This is a genomic window from Aminobacter sp. Y103A (assembly GCF_030294925.1).
GTDB lineage: Bacteria > Pseudomonadota > Alphaproteobacteria > Rhizobiales > Rhizobiaceae > Aminobacter > Aminobacter ciceronei.
On the sequence record NZ_AP017986.1, the window covers coordinates 3,770,120 to 3,794,536 of the forward strand.

General features: G+C 62.8%; 20 protein-coding genes and 1 pseudogene. 9 read left to right on the forward strand and 12 right to left on the reverse strand.

Going from position 1 to position 24,417, the window contains the following annotated elements:
• Window positions 1–10 precede the first annotated feature (10 nt).
• Entirely contained in the window at window positions 11–1,615 is a 1,605-nt protein-coding gene (rtcR, locus tag Amn_RS18570) for an RNA repair transcriptional activator RtcR (RefSeq protein WP_286298103.1), read from the reverse strand.
• Between the two features lie 209 nt (window positions 1,616–1,824).
• Between rtcR and Amn_RS18575 the strand changes: the two genes are divergently transcribed.
• Together Amn_RS18575 and Amn_RS18580 are read left to right on the forward strand one after the other, a co-directional pair.
• Window positions 1,825–3,384 (forward strand): vWA domain-containing protein, encoded by a 1,560-nt coding sequence (locus Amn_RS18575; protein WP_286290873.1) that lies wholly within the window; start codon window positions 1,825–1,827, stop codon window positions 3,382–3,384.
• Between the two features lie 936 nt (window positions 3,385–4,320).
• Window positions 4,321–5,715 (forward strand): RtcB family protein, encoded by a 1,395-nt coding sequence (locus Amn_RS18580; protein WP_286290874.1) that lies wholly within the window; start codon window positions 4,321–4,323, stop codon window positions 5,713–5,715.
• A gap of 90 nt (window positions 5,716–5,805) precedes the next feature.
• Here Amn_RS18580 and Amn_RS18585 read toward each other — a convergent pair whose 3' ends face one another.
• On the reverse strand, window positions 5,806–7,194 hold the full coding sequence (locus Amn_RS18585; protein WP_286290875.1) for a serine hydrolase domain-containing protein: 1,389 nt from the start codon (window positions 7,192–7,194) through the stop codon (window positions 5,806–5,808).
• A gap of 235 nt (window positions 7,195–7,429) precedes the next feature.
• Between Amn_RS18585 and Amn_RS18590 the strand changes: the two genes are divergently transcribed.
• Together Amn_RS18590 and Amn_RS18595 are read left to right on the forward strand one after the other, a co-directional pair.
• Complete coding sequence (locus tag Amn_RS18590; RefSeq protein ID WP_286290876.1) at window positions 7,430–8,233, forward strand: glycoside hydrolase family 25 protein; 804 nt, start codon at window positions 7,430–7,432, stop codon at window positions 8,231–8,233.
• 167 nt (window positions 8,234–8,400) lie between these two features.
• Complete coding sequence (locus Amn_RS18595; RefSeq protein WP_083948549.1) at window positions 8,401–9,621, forward strand: lytic murein transglycosylase; 1,221 nt, start codon at window positions 8,401–8,403, stop codon at window positions 9,619–9,621.
• A 49-nt stretch (window positions 9,622–9,670) separates the two neighbouring features.
• On the opposite strand, the gene Amn_RS18600 is transcribed toward Amn_RS18595, so the two are convergent.
• Both Amn_RS18600 and Amn_RS18605 read right to left on the reverse strand, forming a co-directional pair.
• Window positions 9,671–10,549 (reverse strand): NAD-dependent epimerase/dehydratase family protein, encoded by an 879-nt coding sequence (locus Amn_RS18600; RefSeq protein ID WP_286290877.1) that lies wholly within the window; start codon window positions 10,547–10,549, stop codon window positions 9,671–9,673.
• Window positions 10,550–10,662: 113 nt separating this feature from the next.
• Window positions 10,663–11,886 (reverse strand): alanine racemase, encoded by a 1,224-nt coding sequence (locus Amn_RS18605; protein ID WP_286290878.1) that lies wholly within the window; start codon window positions 11,884–11,886, stop codon window positions 10,663–10,665.
• A gap of 159 nt (window positions 11,887–12,045) precedes the next feature.
• Here Amn_RS18605 and Amn_RS18610 point away from each other — a divergent pair, with 159 nt between their 5' ends.
• Window positions 12,046–12,942, forward strand: coding sequence for a DMT family transporter (locus Amn_RS18610; RefSeq protein ID WP_286290879.1), 897 nt, complete (start codon window positions 12,046–12,048; stop codon window positions 12,940–12,942).
• A gap of 467 nt (window positions 12,943–13,409) precedes the next feature.
• Here Amn_RS18610 and metF read toward each other — a convergent pair whose 3' ends face one another.
• Window positions 13,410–14,324, reverse strand: coding sequence for a methylenetetrahydrofolate reductase [NAD(P)H] (gene metF / locus Amn_RS18615; protein WP_286290880.1), 915 nt, complete (start codon window positions 14,322–14,324; stop codon window positions 13,410–13,412).
• A complete protein-coding gene (locus tag Amn_RS18620) occupies window positions 14,324–15,331 on the reverse strand; it encodes an ArsR/SmtB family transcription factor (protein WP_286290881.1) in 1,008 nt (335 codons plus the stop codon). Before Amn_RS18620 ends, metF begins: the two co-directional genes overlap by 1 nt.
• Before the next feature lie 118 nt (window positions 15,332–15,449).
• Here Amn_RS18620 and tsaA point away from each other — a divergent pair, with 118 nt between their 5' ends.
• From tsaA to Amn_RS18640, 4 genes are all read left to right on the forward strand, one after another.
• Window positions 15,450–15,953: a tRNA (N6-threonylcarbamoyladenosine(37)-N6)-methyltransferase TrmO gene (tsaA, locus tag Amn_RS18625; protein ID WP_286298105.1), complete on the forward strand. Its 504-nt coding sequence runs from the start codon at window positions 15,450–15,452 to the stop codon at window positions 15,951–15,953.
• Window positions 15,954–15,955: 2 nt separating this feature from the next.
• Window positions 15,956–16,270: a DUF2293 domain-containing protein gene (locus tag Amn_RS18630; RefSeq protein WP_067960323.1), complete on the forward strand. Its 315-nt coding sequence runs from the start codon at window positions 15,956–15,958 to the stop codon at window positions 16,268–16,270.
• The gene (locus Amn_RS18635) at window positions 16,267–16,758 is read left to right on the forward strand and encodes an Lrp/AsnC family transcriptional regulator (RefSeq protein WP_286290882.1); all 492 of its coding nucleotides are present in this window, start codon (window positions 16,267–16,269) and stop codon (window positions 16,756–16,758) included. Before Amn_RS18630 ends, Amn_RS18635 begins: the two co-directional genes overlap by 4 nt.
• A gap of 160 nt (window positions 16,759–16,918) precedes the next feature.
• A complete protein-coding gene (locus tag Amn_RS18640; RefSeq protein ID WP_067960318.1) occupies window positions 16,919–17,866 on the forward strand; it encodes an aminotransferase class IV in 948 nt (315 codons plus the stop codon).
• Between the two features lie 16 nt (window positions 17,867–17,882).
• Here Amn_RS18640 and Amn_RS18645 read toward each other — a convergent pair whose 3' ends face one another.
• The 6 genes and pseudogenes from Amn_RS18645 to ettA all read right to left on the reverse strand — a co-directional run bounded on the left by Amn_RS18645 (window position 17,883) and on the right by ettA (window position 24,207).
• Window positions 17,883–18,500 (reverse strand): MOSC domain-containing protein, encoded by a 618-nt coding sequence (locus tag Amn_RS18645; protein ID WP_067960316.1) that lies wholly within the window; start codon window positions 18,498–18,500, stop codon window positions 17,883–17,885.
• A 112-nt stretch (window positions 18,501–18,612) separates the two neighbouring features.
• Complete coding sequence (locus Amn_RS18650; RefSeq protein ID WP_067960313.1) at window positions 18,613–19,734, reverse strand: beta-ketoacyl-ACP synthase III; 1,122 nt, start codon at window positions 19,732–19,734, stop codon at window positions 18,613–18,615.
• Between the two features lie 202 nt (window positions 19,735–19,936).
• Entirely contained in the window at window positions 19,937–20,704 is a 768-nt protein-coding gene (gene tam, locus Amn_RS18655) for a trans-aconitate 2-methyltransferase (RefSeq protein WP_067960308.1), read from the reverse strand.
• A gap of 122 nt (window positions 20,705–20,826) precedes the next feature.
• A protein-coding gene (locus tag Amn_RS18660; protein ID WP_502874729.1) for an IS3 family transposase occupies window positions 20,827–22,181 on the reverse strand; the annotation gives its coding sequence in 2 pieces (ribosomal slippage) (window positions 20,827–21,702 and window positions 21,705–22,181; 1,353 coding nt in all).
• A gap of 88 nt (window positions 22,182–22,269) precedes the next feature.
• Window positions 22,270–22,530, reverse strand: a pseudogene (locus tag Amn_RS18665) (protein-export chaperone SecB); the annotation flags it as partial.
• Between the two features lie 27 nt (window positions 22,531–22,557).
• Window positions 22,558–24,207, reverse strand: a complete 1,650-nt coding sequence (ettA, locus tag Amn_RS18670; protein ID WP_067960305.1) for an energy-dependent translational throttle protein EttA — start codon at window positions 24,205–24,207, stop codon at window positions 22,558–22,560.
• Between the last annotated feature and the right edge of the window lie 210 nt (window positions 24,208–24,417).

The window sequence follows — 24,417 nt, forward strand, 5'->3', positions numbered from 1 at the left end:
TCACTCCTGCTCAGCCTCTTGGCGCGACTGCCTCGAAGCTCAAGGCGAACCGCAGGAGATATTTGCGCAGCCTGTCGGCATCGTTGCCACTGGTCTTCAGCTTGCGTGACTGCGCGAACAATTCGCGGCCAGCGGCGCTGAGCGAACTGCTTTGACGACAGACCTTGAGGACCGCAGCGAGCTGCGCGCGATCGAAAAGATCGAGACCGTCCGCATCACCCCCAAGCACCTCCCGCAGCAGATCATCCGACACATCCAAGCCGGAACCGGCACGCCACAATCCGGTGAGGCCGGCGATCTCGTCGCGGACGGTCTCCTCATTGATCCGGCCCTGCGGCGCCAGTGTCGCCATCCGGGTGACTGAAGCCGACAGGTCACGGAAGTTCGCCCTCCATGAAGCTTCAGGCGCCATGGCAAACGCTAGATAAAGCGCGCGGGCCTCCTTGTTGAAAGTCACGTTCTGCCCCTCGCGCTGGCTGAACCGGCGCAGTTCAAAATCCAGATTGGGCTCGATGTCCTCCTTGCGATCGGCAAGCCCCGGCAACTGGAACGTCCAGAGATTGAGACGGGCGAAGAGATCCTCGCGGAAGCGCCCTTCGCGGACGCCGATCGAAAGGTCCCGGTTGGTTCCGGCCAGCAACTGGAAATCGGATGTGGTATCCTTGTCGGCACCAACCGCCAGGAAGCGCTTTTCCTCTATGGCACGCAGGCACATCGCCTGCTCATCCAGCCCAAGTTCGCCGATCTCGTCGAGAAACAACACACCCTTGTCGGCCGACTTCATCAGCCCGGCCCGCTCGTTGTGCGCGCCTGTAAACGCGCCTTTGACGTGGCCGAAGAGAGTGGACATCGCCTGATCACCGCGCAGCGTGGCGCAATTGACCTCAATGAAGGCGCCCGAAACTTGCCGTTGCGCCTGCTTCAGCTCGTAAATCCGCCTCGCCAGTTGCGACTTGCCTGCTCCCGTCGGCCCCGTCAGCAGCACCGGCGCGCGCGAACGGATCGCCACCTTCTCGATCCGTTCGATCATCTGGTTGAAGGCGGCATTGCGGGTGGCGATGCCGGATTTCAGAAATGAAGTCGCCTCGTTTCGTTCCGCCTGGAAACGCGTCGCGATCGCGTCGTAGCGCGACAGGTCGAGATCGATGATCGAATGGTTGCCGGAGAGATCCGCCTTCGGCTCTCCCCGCCTCGGCGGCGACAATTGCAGCAGCCGCCCCGGAATGAACCGCGCCTCGGTCAAGAGGAACCAGCATATCTGCGCCACATGCGTGCCGGTGGTGATGTTGACGAGATAGTCCTCTCGCTCCGGATCGAACGGATAGGCATGGGCGAATTCACGCAGGCCGGTATAGACCTCGCTGAAATCCCAGGGGTCCTTCATCGCAATCACATGCTGCCGGACCTCCGTCGCCGGCGACACCTGCCCGATATCGGCAATGACCTGCTTGGCCAGCCCTGCCGAATGGGCGTCGTGGACCAGTTCCAGCCGATCGATGAACAGCCCCTGCTGTTGGCACAGCGCCACGGTGGGGCGCCACCGCTGCCAACGATCCTCGCGGCCGCCAACATCAAGCGTGGTTCCGAGGATTCCGATGGCTACACGACGCCGCATCATCTTATCCGCTTGTCTAAGTCCTTATCTTTATGAATAGCATTGTATCGGGACACTCAACAAGCAGGTCGATTGGCATTCTGCGCGTCAAAAAGTTTGTTTTGTTTATTTTCAAATGGTTAGAGAAAGTCTCCAGGTAATTTCGCCCCTCTTTTGCAAACTGGCACGCGACTTGAAATGAGGTTTGCGTGAACAGAAGGATGAAAGAGATGGCAAACAAATCCGTGTTTGCGACGATTGCGGGAAAGCTGCTCCCGCGCGCCGACGCCAGGAATCATGAGGGTGCCCAGGCCTATGGCCTGACACCGCACCAGGCGCTGGCACAGCTGGCATCGACGGGAACGTTCAACGCGACCTTCTATGCCGATGCGCGGGAGCAGCTGGACGAGGTCCTGATGCTTGCCTGGCAGGTCGAGCCGGACTTTCTGGCCAAGACCGCCGTGCATGCCTTCGAACGCGGCTACATGAAAGACATGCCCGCCCTTCTTCTCGCCGTGCTGTCACAGATGCAGGGCAACGAGTTCGAACGCGCCTTCGGTCGCATCGTCAGGAACGGCAAGATGCTGCGCAACTTCGTGCAGGTCATGCGGTCCGGTGCAACGGGGCGCAAGTCCTTGGGCACGCGTCCCAAGCGGCTGGTGCAGAAATGGCTGGAGCAGGCCGCCGACGTCGAAATCATGCGTGCGGCCGTCGGCAACGACCCGTCATTGGCAGACGTCATCAAGATGGTTCACCCGAAGCCTGTCTCGGCCTCGCGTGAGGCTCTTTATGGCTACCTCATCGGCAAGCCACACGATGTCGATGCGTTGCCTGACGTGGCGAAGGCTTTCGAGGCGTTCAAGCGTGATCCGTCGCAGCCCTTGCCGGCAGTGCCGTTCCAGATGCTGACATCAGTGCCGCTGACCAGGGAGCATTGGGTGCAGATCGCGGAAACAGCCGGCTGGCAGATGCTGCGGCAGAACCTCAACACCTTTGCGCGCAACGGCGTGTTCGAGGTGGAAGGGTTTGCGGAAAAGCTGGCCAGGCGCCTGAGCAACGATAGCGAGGTAAGTCGGTCGCGGGTCTTTCCCTACCAGTTGATGGTGGCATTCAACAATCTCGTCCCCGGCGTGCCGCCGGTGATCCGGGACGCCTTGCAAGGTGCCATGGAACTGGCGATCGCCAATGTTCCAGGCATCGAGGGGAATGTCGTCATCTGCCCTGATGTCTCCGGTTCGATGGGGTCTCCGGTGACCGGATACCGCAAGGGTTCGACGACGGCGGTACGCTGCATCGATGTGGCTGCCCTGGTGGCCGCAGCACTGCTGCGACGCAACCCGAACGCCAGGGTCCTGCCCTTCGAGGGTGATGTGGTGGACATCCATCTCAACGCTCGCGATACGGTGATGACCAACGCACAGAAGCTCGCAGCAATCGGTGGTGGCGCAACAAACTGTTCAGCGCCGCTGGCCAGGCTGGTGAAGCAACGTGCCAGGGTCGATCTGGTGGTGTTCGTATCCGACAACGAGTCCTGGCTGGACGATCGGTCACGAACGCATCACGGGACGGCGACGATGCAGAACTGGCGCAAGCTGAAGCAGGATAATCCAAAGGCCAAGCTGGTCTGCATCGATATCCAGCCGAACACCACGACTCAGGCCTGGGGAGGACCGGATGTACTCAACATCGGGGGCTTCTCCGACCAGGTCTTTGCGGTGATCGGCACCATGCTGGCGTCAAACGGCGATCCGGACCACTGGATCAGGACGATCGACGCCACCGAACTTTGATCAGGTTCCCGGCGGCACAGCTGCCGGGAACGTAGGACGAGCATGACGAATGCCGATGGAACTACAGGTCAGAAACCTCCGGGTCGCGGGTTCGAATCCCGCCGGGTCCGCCACCATGGACCCGTAGCTCAGTGGATAGAGCAGGTATCGCCGAAAGGTGAAGTTTCATCACTCTTGTCGTCAGCGCATCCGGCGACGAACGGCAACGGGAAAGGAAGAAAGCAGACTGCGTGACGAATGCCTTTGAAACTACATCCACACTTCGTGTCGCGGGTTCGATCCCCGCCGGTCCCGACACCATGGGGCCGTAGCTCAGCGGTAGAGCAGAAGGGAACGTTTCAAGACTTTCTTGTCGTCACATTCTGAAAATACGGACGCGGCGAATGCCGGATGGAACTACAGCACCAGATCGGGAAATCCGTGAGGTTCGACTCCTCACCAATTGCATGCGCTCTCTGGCACGAGCGGGGCCCCGGGGTTTCATCATACTTTGTCGCCGCGTCCGAACCGAATTGGCGAATGCAGGCCGGACTACAGGATAGAGCGCCCACGTCGAAAGACTGGGGAGGTCGGGTGTTCAAGCCACCCCTTCGATCTCCAGGCAAGTTTACGCCCTGGGAAACGAAAGTAGCTCAGTTTTGTCCTGCCGCTCTTGTCGCCAGTCGAGACACAGCAAGTCGAATGCCTGCCGGACTACATCTGGCGCTGGGTGGTTCGATCCCACCCCGTCTGTCCTTCCTGGACCGACGGAAGTCCGGCAAACGATTGTCGCCTGCTGTGTTGGTAAATGAGCGAATGAAAGTGAGACCATAAGTAGATGCTGCCCGCCGAGCGGGTGACGGAAGGCCGAATGTTCAAAGCCTTGCTTTCCAGAGCATCCGCGTGTCGTCTTGATGCAATTCGGCCGCGGTCGCGGCCAGTTTGAAAGCAACTGACATGAAAGAAGTATTGAGCGGACAGGATTTGATCGACGCGGGCATGCGCCAGGGAAAGTGGTTCGCGCCCGCGCTCGCCGCAGCCAACGAACTCCTGGATAAGGGGGGATCGCATGCCGAAGCCCTCGAGACCGCGCTCGGTTTCGCGCCGCCGCCGACAGTGCCGCTGCACGCGTCCGGCGCGATCCCGTTCCACCTCAACATCGAGGCTGAAACGCCGGATGAGCAAGCAAACATCGACGCTGTCGCCGCCAGCATGCGGGCGCTGATGCGCACCCCTGTGGTTCGCGCCGGCGCGATCATGCCCGATGCTTGTCCGGCAGGTCCGTCTGGTACGATCCCGGTCGGCGGCATTGCCGTATCTGAAGCCATACATCCGGGCATGCACTCGGCCGACATCTGCTGCTCCATGGCCATCTCGGTGTTTCCCGGCGTGGCGCCAGCGGTATTGCTCGACGCGGTGCATGCGGTCACCCATTTCGGACCGGGCGGACGGCCGCGCGGCCAGCAACTGCGTCCAGATGCAGCGCTCCTTGAGCGCTTTGCAGCAAACAGGCTGTTGAGCGACACCACGAGCGCGGCGATCGAACATTTCGGGACGCAGGGTGACGGCAACCATTTCGCCTATGTCGGCACGATCAAGTCGACCGGCGAGACCGCACTGGTGACGCATCACGGTTCGCGTTCGCCGGGCGCCCGTCTCTACACCAAGGGCATGAAGATCGCCGAAGCGGTGCGCCAGGAAAAATCGCCGGAAACCTTGCCGCAGAACGCCTGGATTCCGGCCGACACAGCAGAAGGCGATCTCTATTGGGAGGCTTTGCAGGCCATTCGCGAATGGACCAAGGGCAACCATCTGGTCATCCATGACATGGCCGCCGAAAAATTGTCGGCAAGGGTGTCCGACCGGTTCTGGAACGAACACAACTTCGTCTTCCGCCGCTCGGATGGCCTGTTCTACCACGGCAAGGGCGCGACACCGGCATTTGACGGATGGGCGCACGATGCCACCGACCTGACGCTGATCCCACTCAACATGGCGGAGCCAGTGCTGATCGTGCGCGGCAAGAACGCCGAGAACGGGCTCGGCTTCTCGCCGCACGGGGCGGGACGCAATTACTCGCGCACCCAGCACAAACGACAGCAGGCCGGGCGAAGCGATGCCGAAATCTTTGCTGCGGAGACGAAGGGAATCGACGCCCGTTTCTTCTCCGGAAGAACCGATATCTCGGAGTTGCCGAGCGCCTACAAGAACGCCGCCGCCGTGCGGCGCCAGATCGAGCGCTACGGCCTGGCCGAGGTCGTCGACGAGGTGCTGCCATATGGCTGTATCATGGCCGGCGACTGGCAGGCCGACGCGCCCTGGCGCAAGAAGCGGCAGGCGCGACAGGAATAGTTGCCCTGGACACGACGTCGAATGCGGAATTCACCACTCCGCATTCGACGATCAGCTGGTGCTGCTTTCTCTCCGATTTTTGCTGCGACCTCAGCGCATTGCGTTGACCAAGGCCGACAGCATCGCCTGCGGCTTGTAGCGCAGCTTGGACGGCGTCAGGCCGAGCCGGACGACCACCAGATTGGCCGAAGGCACCATCGCCACCGTCTGGCCGTCATGGCCCTGCATCCAGAAGGTGTCGTCGGGCAGATCGAAGCCGACATCGGGATCCTCGCCTTCCGGTGTGCCGCCTTCCGGCCCCTGCAGCCACAACTGGCCGCGGCCGTACTCGCCTATCGGGGCTGCAGGAGCCTTCTCGCGCATCCAGGCGACATAACCATCGGGCAGGATGCGCGCGCCGTTCCAGACACCATCCTGCAGCAGGAACTGGCCAAAACGCGCCCAATCATGCGCCGTGGCGTAGAGATAGGATGATCCGGCGAAGGTGCCCCGCGCATCGGCCTCCAGCACGGCACTCGACATGCCGAGCGGTCCGAACAGTTTTTCGCGCGGCCAGGCCAACGCCTTGGCGGGGTCGCCGACGGCGTCCTGCCAGAGGCGCGACAGAAGCAAGGTCGTGCCGCTGGAATAGGAGAATTTCTTGCCGACTTCGGCGGCCAGAGGCTTGGCCGCGGCGAAGCTTGCCATGTCTGGCTCGAGATAGAGCATGCGCGTGACGTCCGTGACGTCGCCGTAATCCTCGTTGAACTCCAGCCCGCTCGACATTGCCATGAGGTCGGCCAGGCTGATTTCGGCGCGGCCATCGGCCTTCCACAGCTCGAACAGCTCCGTCTTGTCGACCGACATCTTGCCGTCGGCGACGAGCGTGCCGATGATCGCGGCCGTCACAGTCTTGGTCATCGACCAGCCGAGCAGCGGGGTCGAAGAAGCAAAACCCTCGCCATAACGTTCGCCGACGATCCGGCCGTTCTGCACGACGACGATGGCGCGCATGCCGGGGCCGGCCAGTGCCGCATCGTCAAGTACGGCCGTGATCGCCGGGTTCTGCGAGGCATCGACCTTCTCGCCCTCAGGCCACAGCGCCTCGGCATCGGCCGCGGGTGCGACTGGTACGGCCCCCAGCGCCGCGGCGGCGATGTCACCGTCCGGCACGTTGCTGCAACCGGCGCCGTCATGGGCAACGGCAAGTCCTCTGCCGAAAACGCCGAACAGGCCCGCGCGCACCATGCCGGCGCTCTGGTCGACGCTGACCGACATCAGCCGGAGCAATGGATGACCCGGTGCCTGGACATCGTCGGCCAGCACCTGATTGGCGTCGCGGCCGGCGAGGAAGACATTGGAACAGACGATCTTGGCGGCATAGCCGGAGCCGACACGGATCAGCGCCGGGGGCGCAAAGTACAACCAGGCCGACAAGCCGGCGACCACAAGGACAATGAGGGCGACCAGCCATTTCAGGATCTTGCCGATGATGCGCATAGCTTTCCCCGCCCCCTACGTCATGCGTCCGCCATGGAATTGCCGTCATTCCTCCGCCAAATCTTTGAGGCTGTCGAGCGCGATCAACGGTTTATCAACCATGATCGGCGATCACAGAGGGGGATGTGCGGTGTCTCGGGGAAACCACTGATCCATCGGAATAGTATCCGGGCCGCGGGGCCTGCCCCATGAACGATATGCTCTGGCCGGTTCCTGCCGGCCGCAAGGAGAAGTAATGCGCCGCGCTTCGGCTCTTGTGCTGCTCGCCTTCCTCGGCGCTTGCTCGACCTCCGACACCCTGTCGCTTGGTCCCGTCGGCAATGCCGGCAACATGGCCTCCGTTTCGGTCAAGAACCCACGCTTCAGCGACAGCGATCCGCACCAGTGGGAAAGCGGCGCCCCGTGGACCTACGCCATCCATGGCACCGATGTCTCCAAGTACCAGACCTCGATCGACTGGCACCAGGCCAAGGGCAGCGGCATTTCGTTTGCCTTCATCAAGGCCACCGAGGGCGGCGACCGCGTCGACGACTATTTCGCCGAGCACTGGCGCGAAACCAAGTCCGCCGGCGTGCCGCGCGGCGCCTACCATTTCTATTATTTCTGCAGGCCTGCCGCCGAGCAGGCGCGCTGGTTCATCCAGAACGTACCGAATGAGCGCTCGTCGCTGCCGCCGATCCTCGACATGGAATGGAACCCGCAGTCGCCGAGCTGCAAGCTGCGTCCGCCTGCCGCCACCGTGCGCAGCGAGATGAAGATCTTCCTCGAAATGGTCGAGAACCACTACGGCAAAAAGCCGATCATCTACACCTCGATCGATTTCTTCGACGACAATAACCTGTCGACGTTCCGCGGTTATCCATACTGGCTGCGCTCGGTCGCAGGCCACCCGACGTCGCGTTATGGCAGTCACCCCTTCACCTTCTGGCAGTACACCGGCACCGGTGTCGTGCCTGGGATCAGGGGCGACGCCGACATCAACGTCTTCAACGGCAGCGAAGCCCACTGGAGGAAGTGGCTCGCCGCCAACACCAGATAGTCCGGACCGCACCTCCGGGCTGCGCATTTCGCATGGCAGATGCGACAAGAAGAGGGGGTGCGGCCCTCGCCCGGGTTCTGTAGAAGGCGCGGCAAGACATTGAGCTGGCCGTCTGCCTGCTTTCGCCGTTCCGCGAAGGCCTGACCGGTCAAGCAGGAGAGCTGCCCATGAATTTGCTGAGCAAGGCGATGGTCGCCGCCCTTTTCGCCACCGCCGTTATGCCGGCAAACGCGCAGAATACCGCTGCCGTCACCCCTGCCGCGCCGGCAGCGACGCTGGAATGCGGCGACGACTTCGCCACCTGGAAACAGAACCTTGCCAACGAAGCCCGGGCCGCAGGCGTTGGTGAAAAGGGCCTTTCGGCTCTGGCGAATGCCACCCTCGACCCCAAGGTGCTCGAGCGCGACCGCGCCCAGGGCGTGTTCGCCCAGACCTTCACCCAGTTCTCCGAGCGCATGATCAGCGACTACCGGCTGAAGCATGGTGCCGCCAACCTGCAGAAATACGGCCAGTATTTCACCATGGCCGAACAGGAATTCGGCGTGCCCGGCCCGGTCATCGCCGCCTTCTGGGCGCTGGAGACCGATTTCGGCGCGGTGCAGGGCAACTTCAACTCGCTCAACGCGCTGGTGACGCTGGCGCATGACTGCCGCCGCCCGGACCTGTTCCGGCCGCAGGTCATCCCGCTGATCACGCTGATCGACCGCAACGTGCTGCCGGCCGACGTCCAGGGCGCCTGGGCCGGCGAAATCGGCCAGACTCAGATCCTGCCGTCCGACTATCTGGCGCGCGGTGTCGACGGTGACGGCGACGGCATCGTCGACCTGCGCAACACCCCCGCCGACGTCATCCTGACGACCGGCAAGAAGATTCAGTCGCGCGGCTGGAAGCGCGGCGAGCCGTGGATCGAAGAGGTTCGGGTACCGGCCGAAATGGCCTGGGAAGAAACCGGCCGCACCAACAAACAGCCGCTGTCGAAATGGGCGGCTATGGGTGTCACAATGCGCGACGGCACGCCGCTCAAGGACACCGGCCTCAAGGCAGGCATCGTGCTGCCGATGGGCCGCAAGGGCCCAGCCTTCCTGACCTATGACAATTACGACGTCTATCTCGAATGGAACCAGTCGGCGACCTACACGCTGACGGCAGCCCACCTCGCCGCCCGCCTCGCCGGCCAGCCGGCCTTCGACCGCGGCAATCCCGACGCCGGCCTGACGGGCGACGCCATGAAGGCGTTACAGCAGAAGCTTCACGACAGAGGCTACGACGTCGGCGGCATCGACGGCATTTTGGGCACCAACACCCGTGAAGCCATCCGCCAGGAGCAGATGCGCCTCAAGCTGCCCGTCGACGGTTGGCCGACAGACGAGCTGCTGGCGGATCTGTGAGGGAATAGGGAGGGATACCAACGCCTTGCCGTTGGAACCTCTCTATTCGCTATTCGCTTCCAAACAACTCCGCCACGCTGCCGTGCCTTGGTTTCCAGCCAAGCTCGGCTCGCGCCTTGTCGCCGCCCAGCCGCTGGCTGATGGCATAGCCGCGTGCCCACTCGCCGAGCCGCTCCGCAGCCTCATCGACGGCAGTAGCGCGGACTGCCGGTTGCCCCATTCCCAGGTACTGCGCCACGGCTGAGGCGATGTCGCCCACGCTCATGCCTTCAATAGCCGAACCGTTGTAGACGGAGCCAGGCCGCGCTTTCTCCATGACCCGCACATAGAGGTCGGCAAGGTCCTCGGCATGGACGAGCGGCCAGACGACATCTGTCGATCCGATGACGTCGACGGTGCCGTCCTTGCGCAGAGCATCCATGTAGGACGAGAACACCCCGCCCTCGCCGGAATAGACCATCGCCGGATGAACCACGGTGCTTTCCACCTCCGGCGCCAAGAGCACGCGGTTCATGTTCTCGATCATCCAGCCGAAGGCCGGCAGCGGATCGAACGGGCTGTCTTCAGTCGCGGCCCGCTCCCCAGTTGCACCGAACAGCCAGCAGCCGCCGGTATAGACGAAGCGCGGCCGCTTCGGCATCGCACCGAGCACCGGCAGCAGCGCGTCAAGCAAGGCCGTCTCGACCTCGCCCATGTCGTCGCCGAAGTCGGCAGCGGCATGGATCACGGCATCGACCGGTGGAAGCTTGCCGGCCCATTCGCGCGGAGTGCGCAGGTCGCCGAGCAGCGGCGTGGCACCTGCAGACTTGAGGCGTTCAGCCGACGCTTCGGAACGAGCGAGGCCGATCACATCGTGGCCGCCCTCCACCAGGCGCTGCAGGATATGGCGACCGATGAAGCCGGTGCCGCCGAGAAGGAAAACATCCATGGGAATAGTCACTTAGCGAATGGTGGGCAACGAGTGGTGAGATGCGTAGATCGGGACGCGCCCAAGGCTATTCAAGCCACGATCATTGTTTGCCTGTTCGCTCTTCCCTTCCCTCACTCCGCCGCCATCGTCTCCAGGCTGGCGAAGCCTTGCGGCGCGTCGCCTTCGTCGAACGGCGTCGTCACCTCGACGAAGGTGTCGGGGTAGAAGCCGTTGAAACGGGTGCGCAGCGACAAAGAGTAGGCGCCGATATGGCCGATTTCGATCCAGTCGCCGGTGTCGATGGTCTCGGGCAGCCAGAACGGCCGTGACAGGATGTCGACGGAATCGCAGGTCGCGCCGCAGACCTTGAACGGAACGATCTTGTCGGCGTCACCGTTGCGGGCGCGTATCGCGGGATCGGGGATGAAGCGCGCCGGCAGCGTGATCTTGCCGGTCCATGAATCCGACAGCGACGCCCAGATGCCGTCATTGATGTAGAGCCGCCTGCCCTTGCGCAACAGCACCCGCACGATCAGCGAAAGGCACCGCGCCACAATCACCCGACCCGGCTCGGCAACGAGCGGCATTTCGTCGAAATTGTATTCGTTGAGGTCGCCGCGCAAGCGCGACATGATCTGCCCGATCGAAGGCATGGCCGGCTTCTTGGAATTCGGATCGTGGCCGTATTCGGCCGGGAAGCCGCCGCCGACATCGAGTCCGGCGAGGTCAAACGACACACGATTACGCACCCAGTCGACCGAGGCGAGCGCCCGCTCATATGTGTCGGGGTCCTCGATCTGGCTGCCGACATGGAAACACAGGCCGACCTTGTAGCCGTTGCGCTTGAGCCGCTCGCACAGCTCGACAGCATTGGCCGGCCCGGCGCCGAACTTCTTCGACAGCTCATATGCCGCCGAGCCTTTGGTCTGGACACGCACGAAGACGGTGATCGCGCCGGGGTCGATGTCGAGCGCCCGCACGACACGGTTCAGCTTGTTGATCTCGTCTTCGTGGTCGACCGCGATCACTCTGATGCCATAGGTCTCAAGCGCCAGGCGGATGTCGGACTGCGCCTTGACCGGATGCATGTAGATCATCTCGGCCTCAGTGGAGACTTCCCTCACCGCGGCGAATTCGCCTGGAGAAGCCACGTCGAACATGGTCACGCCGGCCTCGACAAGCGCCTTGAGCACGATCAGTTCGCCATTGGTCTTCACCGCATAGGCGGTTCTGCCGGGGAACATCTCCATGAAGGCGCGTGCATCGGTCTTCAGCACTTCCGGTCGGAAGCAATAGACCGGTGCATCGGGGCGAAGAGCGAGGGCTGCCTCGCGTGCATTCTCGAATCGCTGCATGGAAGCTCCTCGTTTGCCGGCCAAAATCTAAACCAAGCGGTCCGCGATGCAACCCGACAGGGCTGGGCAGGAGTGTTGCGTCAGCCAAAGGAATCGGGTGGCCCTACCCAGGAATCGCGCGTAGCTGTCGAATGTGACGAAGCGAAGAAGGAAGCGGACATGAGTGCACGCGACTGGGCCAGGCTTTTGCTTCTGGGGGCGATCTGGGGCGGGTCGTTCTTCTGCGTGCACATCGCGGTCGCCGAGATCGCGCCGCTGAAACTGGTGCTGTTCCGGGTGCTCATCGCGGGAGCGGCACTGCAGCTGTTCCTGCTGCTCCGCGGCCCCTGCTTCCGCCTTGCTTTCCTCCACCTCGGCACGCTGTTCGTGCTCGCAGTGCTCAACAACGTCATCCCGTTCACGTTGATCTGCCTCGGCCAGACCGAGATCGGCGCGGGCCTGGCCTCGGTGCTCAACGCCACGACGCCATTCTGGACGCTGGTCATCGCCAACATCGTCACCAACGACGAGAAATTGAACTGGAACAAGCTGGCCGGTATAGGACTGGGTATCGCCGGCACCGCCATCATGGTAGGCCCGGGCATCGTCGCCGGGCTCGGCGGCCCGGTCTGGGCCAAGTTCGCCCTTGTCGGCGCCTCTCTCTCCTACGCCTTCGCGCTGATGGTGGCGCGCCGGCTGAGGGGCGTGCCGCCGGCAATCATCGCCACCGGCCAGCTGACGGCCTCATCGGTGATCATGATCCCGCTCGTCTTGATACTGTACGGCACCTCTGGCCTGTTTGCCGCCAGCACCAATGCGTGGCTGGCAACGTTTGCCTTGGCGCTGGTCGCCACCGCCTTCGCCTACATCCTGTTCTTCAAGCTGGTGGCTTCGGCCGGCGCCACCAACACCTCGCTGGTGACACTGATCGTACCGGCGAGCGCCATGCTCTTGTCGGTAAGCTTCCTCGGCGAGCGGCTCGAGGCCTTCGAACTGGGCGGCATGGCGCTGATCGCGCTCGGGCTCGTCACCATCGACGGACGTCTGTTCAAGCGGCGCCAGCCGGCGGGCGCGTGAGCGAAATCGGGTCGCCATTGGGGAGAGCAATGCCCAGCTCGGGATTGCTGCGGCACCGTCTTTCGCCCGAAAAGGTGATTGGGCACTGTCGTGGCTAATCGATTTGCCACAATTTCTCCACAACCCTTGCCGGTGTGTTTACCAAGCAAATCCAACGGCTAAGCGTGAGAAACGCGTCGCATTTTCCACAATCTTGTCGCAATGCAGCACATTTTTCGCTTGTGTGTGACCGAAATGCCCCTAGATTCCGGCCTGTGGCTTGCAAACAGGAGGCTATGCATGGGACTGACTAGGTCAATCAATGCAGTCATGATTTGCGCTGCCTTTGCCTTCATCGGCGCGCTTATTGTCGGAGTTCTTCCATAGGCCGTTCAACGGCGGAAGACCAAAGCACCTCCAAGGTGGAAGCTTCGAAAAGGCCGGGATCACCCTCCCGGCCTTTTTGATTCCGCCCAGTCGGATTGCCGTCAGGCGGCTGCCGATCCCTGCACAACTGGCTGCGGCCGGATGCCGATCATGTGGCACACCGCCACCACCAGGTCGGCCCGGTTCATGGTGTAGAAATGGAAGTCGTTGACGCCGCGCTCGACCAGGTCGAGCACCTGTTCCACCGCCACGGCCGACGCCACCAGCGCATGGGTCTGCGGATCCTTGTCGAGGCCTTCGAAGCGCTCGGCCAGCCAGCCCGGCACATGGGCGCCGCAGCGCGAGGCAAAGTTGGCAACCTGGGTGAAGCTGTGGATCGGCAGCACACCCGGCACGATCGGAATGTAGATGCCGGCCTTGCGGGCGCGCTCGACGTAACGCTCGTAAAGATCGTTGTCGAAGAAGAACTGGGTCACCGCGCGCGTCGCGCCATTGTCGACCTTGCGCTTCAGCATGTCGAAATCGGTGACGAAATCTGGGCTTTCCGGATGCTTTTCCGGGTAGGCCGAAACCGAGATGTCGAAATCGCCCTGCGCCCTCAGCGCGCCGACCAACTCGGCGCCGTTGGCGTAGCCGCCGGGATGCGGCTGGTAGGCAGCACCTACGCCCTCCTTGGGATCGCCGCGCAGCGCCACGAAGCGCTTCACGCCCATGGCGGCGAACTCTGCGATCACCTGGTCGACTTCCTCGCGGGTCGCGTCGACGCAGGTCATGTGCGCGGCGGGCGTCAGCGTCGATTCCTCAAGGATGCGCTTGACCGTGCGGGCGGTACGCTCGCGGGTCGAGCCACCGGCACCGTAAGTTACCGAAACGAACTGCGGACGCAGCGGCTCGAGCCGGGTCACAGTCTCCCAGAGACGCGCCTCCATGTCGTCGTTCTTGGGCGGGAAGAACTCGAAGGAAACACGGATCTTGTTGCCGATGTCGGAACGCCTGGAGAGCGGAAATTGGTTCATCAGGCAGTTTCCCTTTGGATTTGCAGTTCAGGATTGGGATCGGCGATCAGCAGGCGCTTGTCGCGCGCCAGCCAGAGTTTGACGGTCAGGCTGGCCTTGGCCGAGCCGCGTGGTTCGAATTCTTGGGTCTCCTCGAGTTCGAGCCCGGCCTCGGACAGCCAGTCTTCGATCTGCCGATCGGAGAAGCCGAGGCGCGCATGCGCATGCTCGGAGCGCAGGAAGTCGAGCCCGTGCGGGGCGAAGTCGACGATCACCAGCCGGCCCGAAGGGCGCAGCAGCCGCGCCGCCTCCTGGATGGCGCGGGCGGGATCGTCGAGATAGTGCAGCACCTGGTGGATGGTCACGAGGTCGAAGGCATCGCGCTCGACCGGCGGCGAGAAGATGTCGCCCTGGCGCACCTGCGCGTTGGCAATTCCTGCCTTGTCGAGATTGGCGCGGGCAACGGCCAGCATTTCGCGCGACTGATCGATGCCGACGCCGCGGCGATAGATCGGGGCGAAAATTTCGAGCAGGCGCCCCGTGCCGGTACCGAGGTCGAGCATCGACTGGAACGGCCGCTTGCCGACCAGCTTGACGAGTGCGGCTTCCACGGCGCGATCAGGTGCATGCAGCGAGCGCAATTCGTCCCAGCTCGCGGCATTGGCGCTGAAGTAACGGGCCGCGCGCTCCTGGCGCTTGTGCTTGACGTCATCAAGACGCTCGAAATCGCGCACCACCTGGCTATCTGACGTATCGATGCTTGATACCAGCCCCTGCACGAAGCCACGCGCCTGGTCGGCGTCGGAAAGCCGGAAGAACGCCCAGGATCCTTCCTGGTAGCGATCGATCAGCCCCGCCTCGAGCAACAGCTTGAGATGACGCGAAACGCGCGGCTGCGACTGGCCGAGGATCTCGGTCAGGTCGGAAACCGTCAGGTCGCCACGTGAAAGCAGCGTCAGGATGCGAAGCCGGCTGGATTCGGCCGCCGCCTTCAAGGTATCTACCATGGTGTCGAGCGTCACATGCATCGGCTTTGGTTCTCGCCAAAAGACATAAACATATCTTTATGTGACGCAGCGAATGATTGCAACGCCCAATGTCGCATGCGGGCAAGAAAATGGCGCGACCGTGGGAGGCGGCATGCAGATGTTCGAACAGCGCGTGGGCGAAATCCCGCTCGCCGGCGATCCGGCGGCTGACGCCGACGACGCCCGCCTCGCCTATGTCGGCCGCATCGCCTCGCCCTGGAAGCAGCGCGAGCACTGCCCCAAGAACATGAACGCCGCCCGCGAGCGTGGCGGTGGCGCGACCGTCACCGTCGACGTCCCCTACCGTGCCGGGCTCGCCGGCCTTGCCGGCTTCAGCCATGTCGTCGTGCTTAGCTGGTTCGAACAGGCGCCGCGGAATCTGATTGTCCAGAAACCGCGCCATGCCTCTGACGCGAAAGGCGTTTTTGCCCTGCGCTCGCCTGCCCGACCGAACCCTATCGGCCTTCACGTCGCGGCGATCGTCTCGCTCGACATGGAAAACGGCGTGATCGAGCTCGATGCCATCGATGCGTTGGATGGCACACCGGTCATCGACCTGAAACCCTACTTCGCTTCAGTCGACGCCATTCCCGACGCGACGCGTCCGAGCAAGGACGCCTGAGCATGCCAGCCTCCACTGGCCGCCAACGTGCAGTGGCCAAATCGCTGACCGCGCTCCTGCCACTCGCGCCTTATGCCGACACGGAAGCCATCCGCGCCGACGCGCTCGCTGTGCATCTGAAGACGCTGCCGCCGTCGATCGCCGTGTGGCTGGCGACCGTCGCCCATGTCCGCCATGCCCATACCGACTACGAGAAGCTGCTGTCGGAGGGTTACGACCGCGATTCCGCCCGCTTCTTCGTCATCGACCAGGTCAACGCCACCCTCACCCGCTGGCGCGCTACCCGCCTGCTCGACGCAGACGAGGATTTGGAATGACCGGAACGCAGCCCAACAGCCGAAGTGCTGTGCCGCTCGACGAGCTCGACCGCCGTATCCTGGCCGCTCTGCAACAGGACAACCGGCTGTCCTTCGCCGAACTTGCCGAGCGGGTCGCCTCGTCGGCAGCCTCCTGCATGCGACGGGTCAAGCGCCTGCGCGATGCCGGTGTCATCATCGCCGACGTTTCGATCCTCGATCCTGTAGCCGTCGGCAAATCGCTGACAGCGGTGATCAGCATCGACCTCGAGGCCGAGCAGCGCGATCTTGTCGACGCGTTCAAGCGGCAGATGCGCGCAGCGCCCGAAGTGACCCAATGCTACATGGTGACGGGCGGCGCCGATTTCGTGGTGATCGTCAACGTCGAAGACATCGACGCTTATGAGGCATTCACCCGCAAGTGGCTCTACTCCAATCCCAACATACGCAAGTTCCGCTCGATGATCATGCTGGACCGCGTCAAGTTCGAACCGCGCGTCGCCGTATAACTGCATTCGCTCTTCAAACGGCTCGACTGCATTGCTCTTGTTTCAGCAAGGCCGGGATTTTGATCAGCCTGCGTCATCTGGCCCGGCATTTTGACCGAAATGGCGTATCGCGAGGCGGCATACTCCGGTCAATCATCCTGGACGCGGAGAACCAGCGACAATGGACGTCAAGCCACAGCAATTGCCGGCGATCGAACCCCGCCACGTGGATCCGCATGCCTATCCCCAAGGCATCGCCTTCCTCGACGGCCAATATCTGCCGATGTCGGAAGCCAAGATCTCGGTACTCGACTGGGGCTTCCTGCATTCGGACGCGACCTACGACACTGTCCATGTCTGGAACGGCGCCTTCTTCCGGCTCGACCTGCATATCGAGCGCTTTTTCAGCGGGTTGGAGCGGCTGCGTATGTCGATCCCCTTCGACCGGGCTGGCGTCACCGAGATCCTGCACAATTGCGTGGCGCTGTCGGGGCATCGCTCGGCCTATGTCGAGATGCTGTGCACCCGCGGCGCCTCGCCGAACTTCAGCCGCGACCCGCGCGACGCCACCAACCGTTTCATGGCCTTCGCCGTGCCGTTCGGCTCTGTCGCCAATCCTGAGCAGCTAGAGCGCGGCCTGCATGTGTCGATCAGCCAGCGCGTGCGGATCCCGCCGGCCTCGATCGACCCCGCAATCAAGAACTACCACTGGCTCGACCTCGTGTGTGGCCTCTACGATGCCTATGACAACAACGCCGAGACGGCACTGCTGCTCGACTTCAACGGCAATGTCGCCGAGGGCCCGGGCTTCAATGTCTTTGCCGTGAAGAACGGGCGCCTGGCGACGCCGGCAACCGGCGTCCTGCCCGGCATCACCCGGCGCAGCGTCTTCGACCTCTGTGCCGAAGCCGGCCTTGTCGCCGAAGCCGTTATCGTCAGCGTCGATGCATTGCTTGGCGCCGACGAGGTGTTCATCACCTCGACCGCCGGCGGAATCATGCCGGTGACCAAGATCGACGGGACTGACGTTGCGAATGGCAAGGTTGGCCCTGTTACCACAAGGCTGAAAGACGCCTATTGGGCGAAACACGACGACCCCGACTGGTCGATGCCGGTCACCTATCCCTGACCGGTAGGGGCTGTGCTCACGCCCTGTAGATCCACTGCTCGGGCACCCGCACCGAGACCTCTTCGCCGGCCGCAATCACACCGGGCTTCTCGACCCAGCCGACGAGCCCGCGCAGCCGGCGCGACACTTTCGGGAACAGCAGCGAGCCGGCGTCGTGGTCGACCATGCCGGCATGCTCGGCGATCGAGCGACCGGCAACGCGGCACGGCGCGTTCTGGCCGTCGATCTTGATCGTCACGCCACCCTTGAAGAACAGCATGGTGCCCGAGGGCAGCATCGACAGCATTGGCACGCCCTCGAGCAGGAGATTGGCACCGATCCACTCCGGTTTGATCTCGGCAAGGCCCATGCGCTCGGCGACGATTGCCATCTCGTCGGGTGCGACGATCGACAGCTGCCGCTCGTTGCGCATCTCGGTGCCTCGCGGATACCACGGCTCGCGCCCGCCGGAGCGCCTGGTGTGACCAGCATGGACATCGCCGACGATGCCCTCGAAGGTCAGCGGCAGCGTTTCCACCGCCCAGGTGACGAAATGGTCTTCCGGCGCGGTGTAGACACCGGCAACGCGCGCCGCGAATTTGCGGCCCGGCAGGATTTCAGGTTCGCCCTCGCGGTGCATGGTCGGGTCGAGCATCTTTAGCCTTCTCGGTTTAGGACTGCTGCTTTGAACGGCATGACCCGGGAAATCTAGACAAAAAGCCTGATCCCGGCGATCATCCGAACTGATCGATCCCCTGGTCGCCCCTTCACATCATGCGGACCAGCGCGCCGCCGATCGAGTAGCCGGCGCCGAAGGCGCAGATCAACCCGTGGTCGCCCGCCTTCATGTCCTCGTGGTTTTCCTTGAGCGCGATGACCGCACCGGCCGCCGCCGTGTTGCCCAGCCGCTCCAGCACCATCGGCGCCTTGTCGTGGTCGGCATCATGGCCGAGCGCCAGCTTCAGGATCATCGCGTTCATCCGCGCATTGGCCTGGTGCAGCCAGTAGCGCCTGATGTCGGACGGTGTCATGCCGTGGTCGGCGAGAAAGGCGGTGATGAAGCGATGCGCCGCATGGGTCACCTCCTTGAACACCTTGTTGCCGACCTGCTTGATCATGTTGCCCTCCATCTCGACGACGGAGGTGTTTTCCTGTCCGGCACGCAGCAGGAAGCCGAAATTGGTGCGGATATTGTTGGAGAACTGCGTCCAGTTGCGCGTGTCGAGCATCTCGAAGCGCCCCGGCCGGGTCTCCTTGGGTCCAATTGCCTCGACGACCATCGCCACCGAGGCGTCGCCGAAGATGAAATGCGTCTGGCGGTCACGGAAATTGAGGTGCCCGGTGATGATCTCGGGCGTCACGATCAGCACGCGCTTCTGTCCGCCCGAGCGGACGAGATTGAAAGCGACGTGCAGGGCGGCCGCCGCCGACGAGCAGCCGAGGCTCATGTCGAAGGCAGCACCCTCGATGCCGAGCTCCTTCTGGATCTCGATCGAGATCGCCGGATAAGGTCGCTGCTGGTGCGAGGCGGCGCAGATCACCATGTCGATGTCGGCGCCGGTGAGCCCGGCATGGGCGAGCGCCTCGCGTGCCGAGGCAACACCGAACTCGGCCTCGACCGAAAGGACGTCGTCGGCGCGCGGCGCGATGCGCGGCGTCATCCGCTCAGGGTCGAGAATGCCGTCGAGCGTGTGGACGTGCCGATTCTTCACGCCGGAGGCATAGACGATGAAGTCGCTGTCCGATCTCTTGATCGGCTCCTGCCCTGCGGCTTCGCGCCTGATGTTCTCGATGTCGGCCCAGGCGTTGAAGCTCTCGACAAGTTCGTCGTTGCTGATCGTTGCCTGGGGAATTTCGACGCCGATGCCACTGATGATGACGCGATGCATAAGACCGTCCATGCCTGAATTTCCGCAGCATGCCCGATAGCAGTTACCGCTTCGGAAAAACCCATGCTCCAGCGACGAAAATGGAGCCATCGGGCCCCGGCGCATCCTACCCCCGTCTCCAGCAGACTCGCCAAGTGCAGATTACGTCACATGGAGGCGTTCGAATACGCCCTGAACGCAACACTCGCCCCGATATCCCGCCCTATGCTCGCTGTGCCACCAGGAAGATCCTGGGAAAGCGCAACAGCACCTTGCCGTCGGCGGCGGGCGGATAGGCAGCGGCGATGCGCGCCGTGTAGGCGGCGAGATAGGCTTCGCGCTCGGCCGGTTCGAGCGGATCGACGAAGGGTTTGAGCCCCGTTCCCTTGACCCACTCGACGATCGCCGCGGCGTCCGCCAGCGGGTGGTTGTAGACGGTGTGCCAGATGTCGACCCGCGCCGACAGCGGCACGAGCAGGTCATAATATGAAACGACCGATGGCAATTGCGCGCGGGCGGCGCCTGCGATCCTTGCGGCGAAGGGCACTGCGGCTGCGGTCTCGCGCATCGCCATATGCGACGGCTCGCCGATATTGTCGGGCATCTGCACTGCGAGGTACCCGCCCGGGGCGAGCAGCGTCATCAGGCGTGCCAGAACGGCCTGATGGTCCGGCAGCCACTGGAACACGGCATTGGCGAAGATCACGTCGACGGGCTCGTCGGGCGTCCAGTCGCGCGCATTGGCGAGCTGGAACTCTACATCGGGCAGCCGACGCCTGGCCTGCTCGATCATGTCGGGCGACGTGTCGAAGCCGGACACCGTCGAATCCGGCCAGCGCTCGACCAGAAGCTCGGTCGAATTGCCCGGCCCACAGCCGATGTCGACCACTCTTCTCGGCCGCTCCAGCGGGATTTGCGCCAGAAGGTCCCGGGACGGCCGCGTCCGCTCGTCCTCGAATTTGAGATATTGCGCGGCGGACCAGTCCTTCATGTCGGGGACTCCAGAAGCAATTCCGGGAAGTGCGAGGGCGTTTTCCGTCTCGCTACGCAAAGCAGCGGGCAGAAAACAAAAAACGCCCCGCTTTGTGAACTGACCCCGTAAAGTTGGACGGTTCATTGAGCTGGTAGATTTAAGGGCTGGGTCCTGTATTGCACAGGGGCCAGCCCTTTCAGTTTCAGTTTGATGCGGCGGTGGTTGTAATAGTCGATGTAGCGCTCGATGGCCTTATCGAGGCTTTGGACAGTTTCGAACCTTTCCGGGTGGAAGAGCTCGGACTTGAGCGTGGCGAAGAAGCTCTCCATCGGTGCGTTGTCGAGGCAATTGCCTTTGCGTGACATGCTTTGTGCAAGGCCTCTGGTTTCCAGCCTGCGCTGGAATGCCGACATCTGGTACTGCCATCCCTGATCGGAATGCAGGGTCGGCCGTTCGTCCTCATTGAGCCGGGCGAAGGCTTTTGTCAGCATATTGTCCACCAGTTTGAAGCGCGAGCGGCGCGCCGTCTCGAAGGCGACGATCTCGCCATTGTAGAGGTCCATGATGGGAGACAGGTAGAGCTTGTCGCCGGCCACGCTGAACTCCGTCACGTCGGTCACCCATTTGCAGTTGGCGCGGTCGGCGCTGAACTTGCGCTGCAACAGATCGGGAGCGGTCCGCCCAACCTCGCCCCTGTAGGAACGATACTTCTTCGGCCTGACCAGTGACTTCAATCCCATCCCGGCCATCAGGCTCTGGACGGTCTTGTGATTGACGCGCTGACCCGACTGGCGCAGTTGCGCAGTCACCCGGCGATAGCCGTAGCGGCCCTTGTGGCTGTCGAAGATGGCCTTGATCGCCTCCTTCAGCGCCACATGGCGGTCCGGGCGCGAGGCTGCCTTTTGCCTGTAATAGAACGTGCTGCGCGGCAGCTTCGCCAGATCGAGCAGGCCCTCAAGCGGATGCAACGGCCTTAACGCCTGGACGGCTTGTGCTTTTTGGGCGCGTGTCCCTGCGTTAAGGCCTCCAGTTTTTTTAGGTAGGCGTTCTCCATCCGAAGTTGCTTCAGTTCGGCCAGCAGTTCTTCCCGGCTTTTGGCTTCGTCACTGGGTGCAACAGGCACTGCGGGGGCCGGCGGCTTCGACATGGGGCGTCCTCCGGGACGTGGGCCGAGTGCCTCTATCCCACCCGCATGATAGCGCTTCTCCCAGCCCGCCAGGCAACTGGCATTGCGGATATTGAACAACGCCGCCGTCTGGCGATACGACAGACCTTCTCGCCACATCCGCTCGAGCACTGACAGCTTGAACGTCGCGTCGTAATGATCGTATTTGCCCGACAGTCCCGCCCAGCCATGCGCCTGGTAAAAAGCCACCCACTTGCGGACAGTCGCCGCGTCAACTCCACGCTTCGACGCCGCACTCGCGTAGCTTTCATCCCCGCACAAATAGCTATCGACAACCGAGCGCTTGAAACGCGCACTGTGTTTGGACATGCAAAACCCCCGAAGGTTGTGTCCAACTTTCGGGGGTCAGTTCACTGAGGCCGGGCTTTTGATTGATGACGCTTGAAGGCGTGGGGTCTTAGCTGACCTTGACCTTGGAAGCGGCCTGTTCCTCGGCGATCTTCTGCTGGAACATCTGGGCGAAATCGATCGGGTCGAGCATCAGCGGCGGGAAGCCGCCGTTGCGGGTCGCTTCGGCGATGATCTGACGAGCGAACGGGAACAGCAGGCGCGGGCACTCGATGAAGAGCAGCGGCAGCATGTGCTCCTGCGGAAAGCCGTCGATGCGGAACACGCCGCCATAGACCAACTCGACGTTGAACAGCACATCCTTGTCGAAGGTTGGGCGGGGCGCTTTCTTGGTCTGTCAGCGCGTCAGGCGCTTGTGGCTCATCCGGTGCGGGGTGGCCGCATCGGCGCCGAGACGACGGATCTTGTCCTTCTCGTACTCTTCGAAGTTGCCTTCGAACCACTCGACATGCGCATCGCCTTCATAGGCCAGCATGTGGGTGGCCATGCGGTCGAGGAACATACGATCGTGGGAGATGATGACGGCGCAGCCGGCATATGCTTCCAGTGCGTCTTCGAGCGCGCCCAGCGTCTCGGTGTCGAGATCGTTGGTCGGTTCGTCGAGCAGCAGGACGTTGCCGCCGTTCTTCAGCATCTTGGCGAGGTGGACGCGGTTGCGCTGACCACCCGACAGGTTGCCGACGCGCTGCTGCTGGTCGCCACCGCGGAAGTTGAACGACGAGCAATAGGCGCGGCTGTTCACTTCATGCTTGCCGAGCTTAATGACTTCGGCGCCGCCAGAAATCTCTTCCCAGACCGTCTTGGTCGGGTCGAGCGCATCGCGGCTCTGGTCGACATAACCGAGCTTGACGGTCTCGCCGACGCGGATCGTGCCGCTATCGGGCGTTTCCTGGCCGGTGATCATCCTGAACAGCGTGGTCTTGCCCGCGCCGTTGGGGCCGATGACGCCGACGATGCCGCCGGGCGGCAGCTTGAAGTTCAGGTTTTCGATCAAAAGCTCGTCGCCATAACCCTTGTTCACGCTATCGACCTCGATCACCACATTGCCGAGGCGTTCGCCGGCCGGGATGACGATCTGCGTGTCGGTCGGCTTGCGGTTCTGCGACTGCTCGACCAACTCCTCATAGGCCTTGATACGCGCCTTCGACTTGGTCTGGCGTGCCTTGGGCGAGGATGCGATCCACTCGCGCTCGCGCCAGATCGCCTTCTGGCGCGAATCGTCTTCGCGGCCTTCCTGGATCAGGCGCTTGGCCTTGGCGTCGAGATATTTGGTGTAGTTGCCCTCATAAGGGATGCCGCGGCCACGATCGAGTTCGAGGATCCAGCCGGTGACGTTGTCGAGGAAGTAGCGATCGTGGGTGATGATCAGCACCGAGCCTGGATAGTCGCGCAGGTGCTTTTCCAGCCAAGCCGTGGTCTCGGCGTCGAGATGGTTGGTCGGTTCGTCGAGCAGCAGAAGGTCGGGCTGTTCGAGCAGCAAGCGGCACAGCGCGATGCGGCGGCGTTCGCCACCCGACAGCTGGGTCACTTCAGAATCGCCGGGCGGGCACTGCAGGGCGTCCATAGCCATCTCGACCTGCTGTTCCAGGTCCCACAGGTTGAGACGATCCATCTCGTCCTGCAGCTTGGCGCCCTCGTCGGCGGTCTCGTCGGAGTAGTTCATCATCAGCTCGTTGTAGCGCTCGATGATGGCGGTCTTCTTGGAGACACCGTCCATGACGTTCTCGAACACGGTCTTGGCCGGGTCGAGATGCGGCTCCTGCGCCAGGTAGCCGACGGTGGCGCCGTCAGCCAGCCAGGCTTCGCCCGACCACTCCTTGTCGAGGCCGGCCATGATCTTGAGCACGGTCGACTTGCCCGCGCCGTTGGGGCCGAGGATGCCGATCTTGGCATCCGGGTAGAACGACAGGTTGAGGTTTTCCAGCACCTTCTTGGTGCCGTAGGACTTGGTCAGTCCCGACATGTGATAGATGAACTGGCGTGCCACGCGCGCGTATCCTGCTTCAGGTGAACGGAGATTTGCGCGCTATGTAGGCCATCCCACCCCAAACGGCAAATGCTTTCGGGGCGAACATCGCGATGACACGCGCGTCCGAGCACTGTCCGGACACCACGCCTCGGTCGTGCCCGCGCCAACAGGCAAGAGGACCATCCAGATCACCTTGGTGGTATTCTTGCCAAGGCAATATCTAAGGTT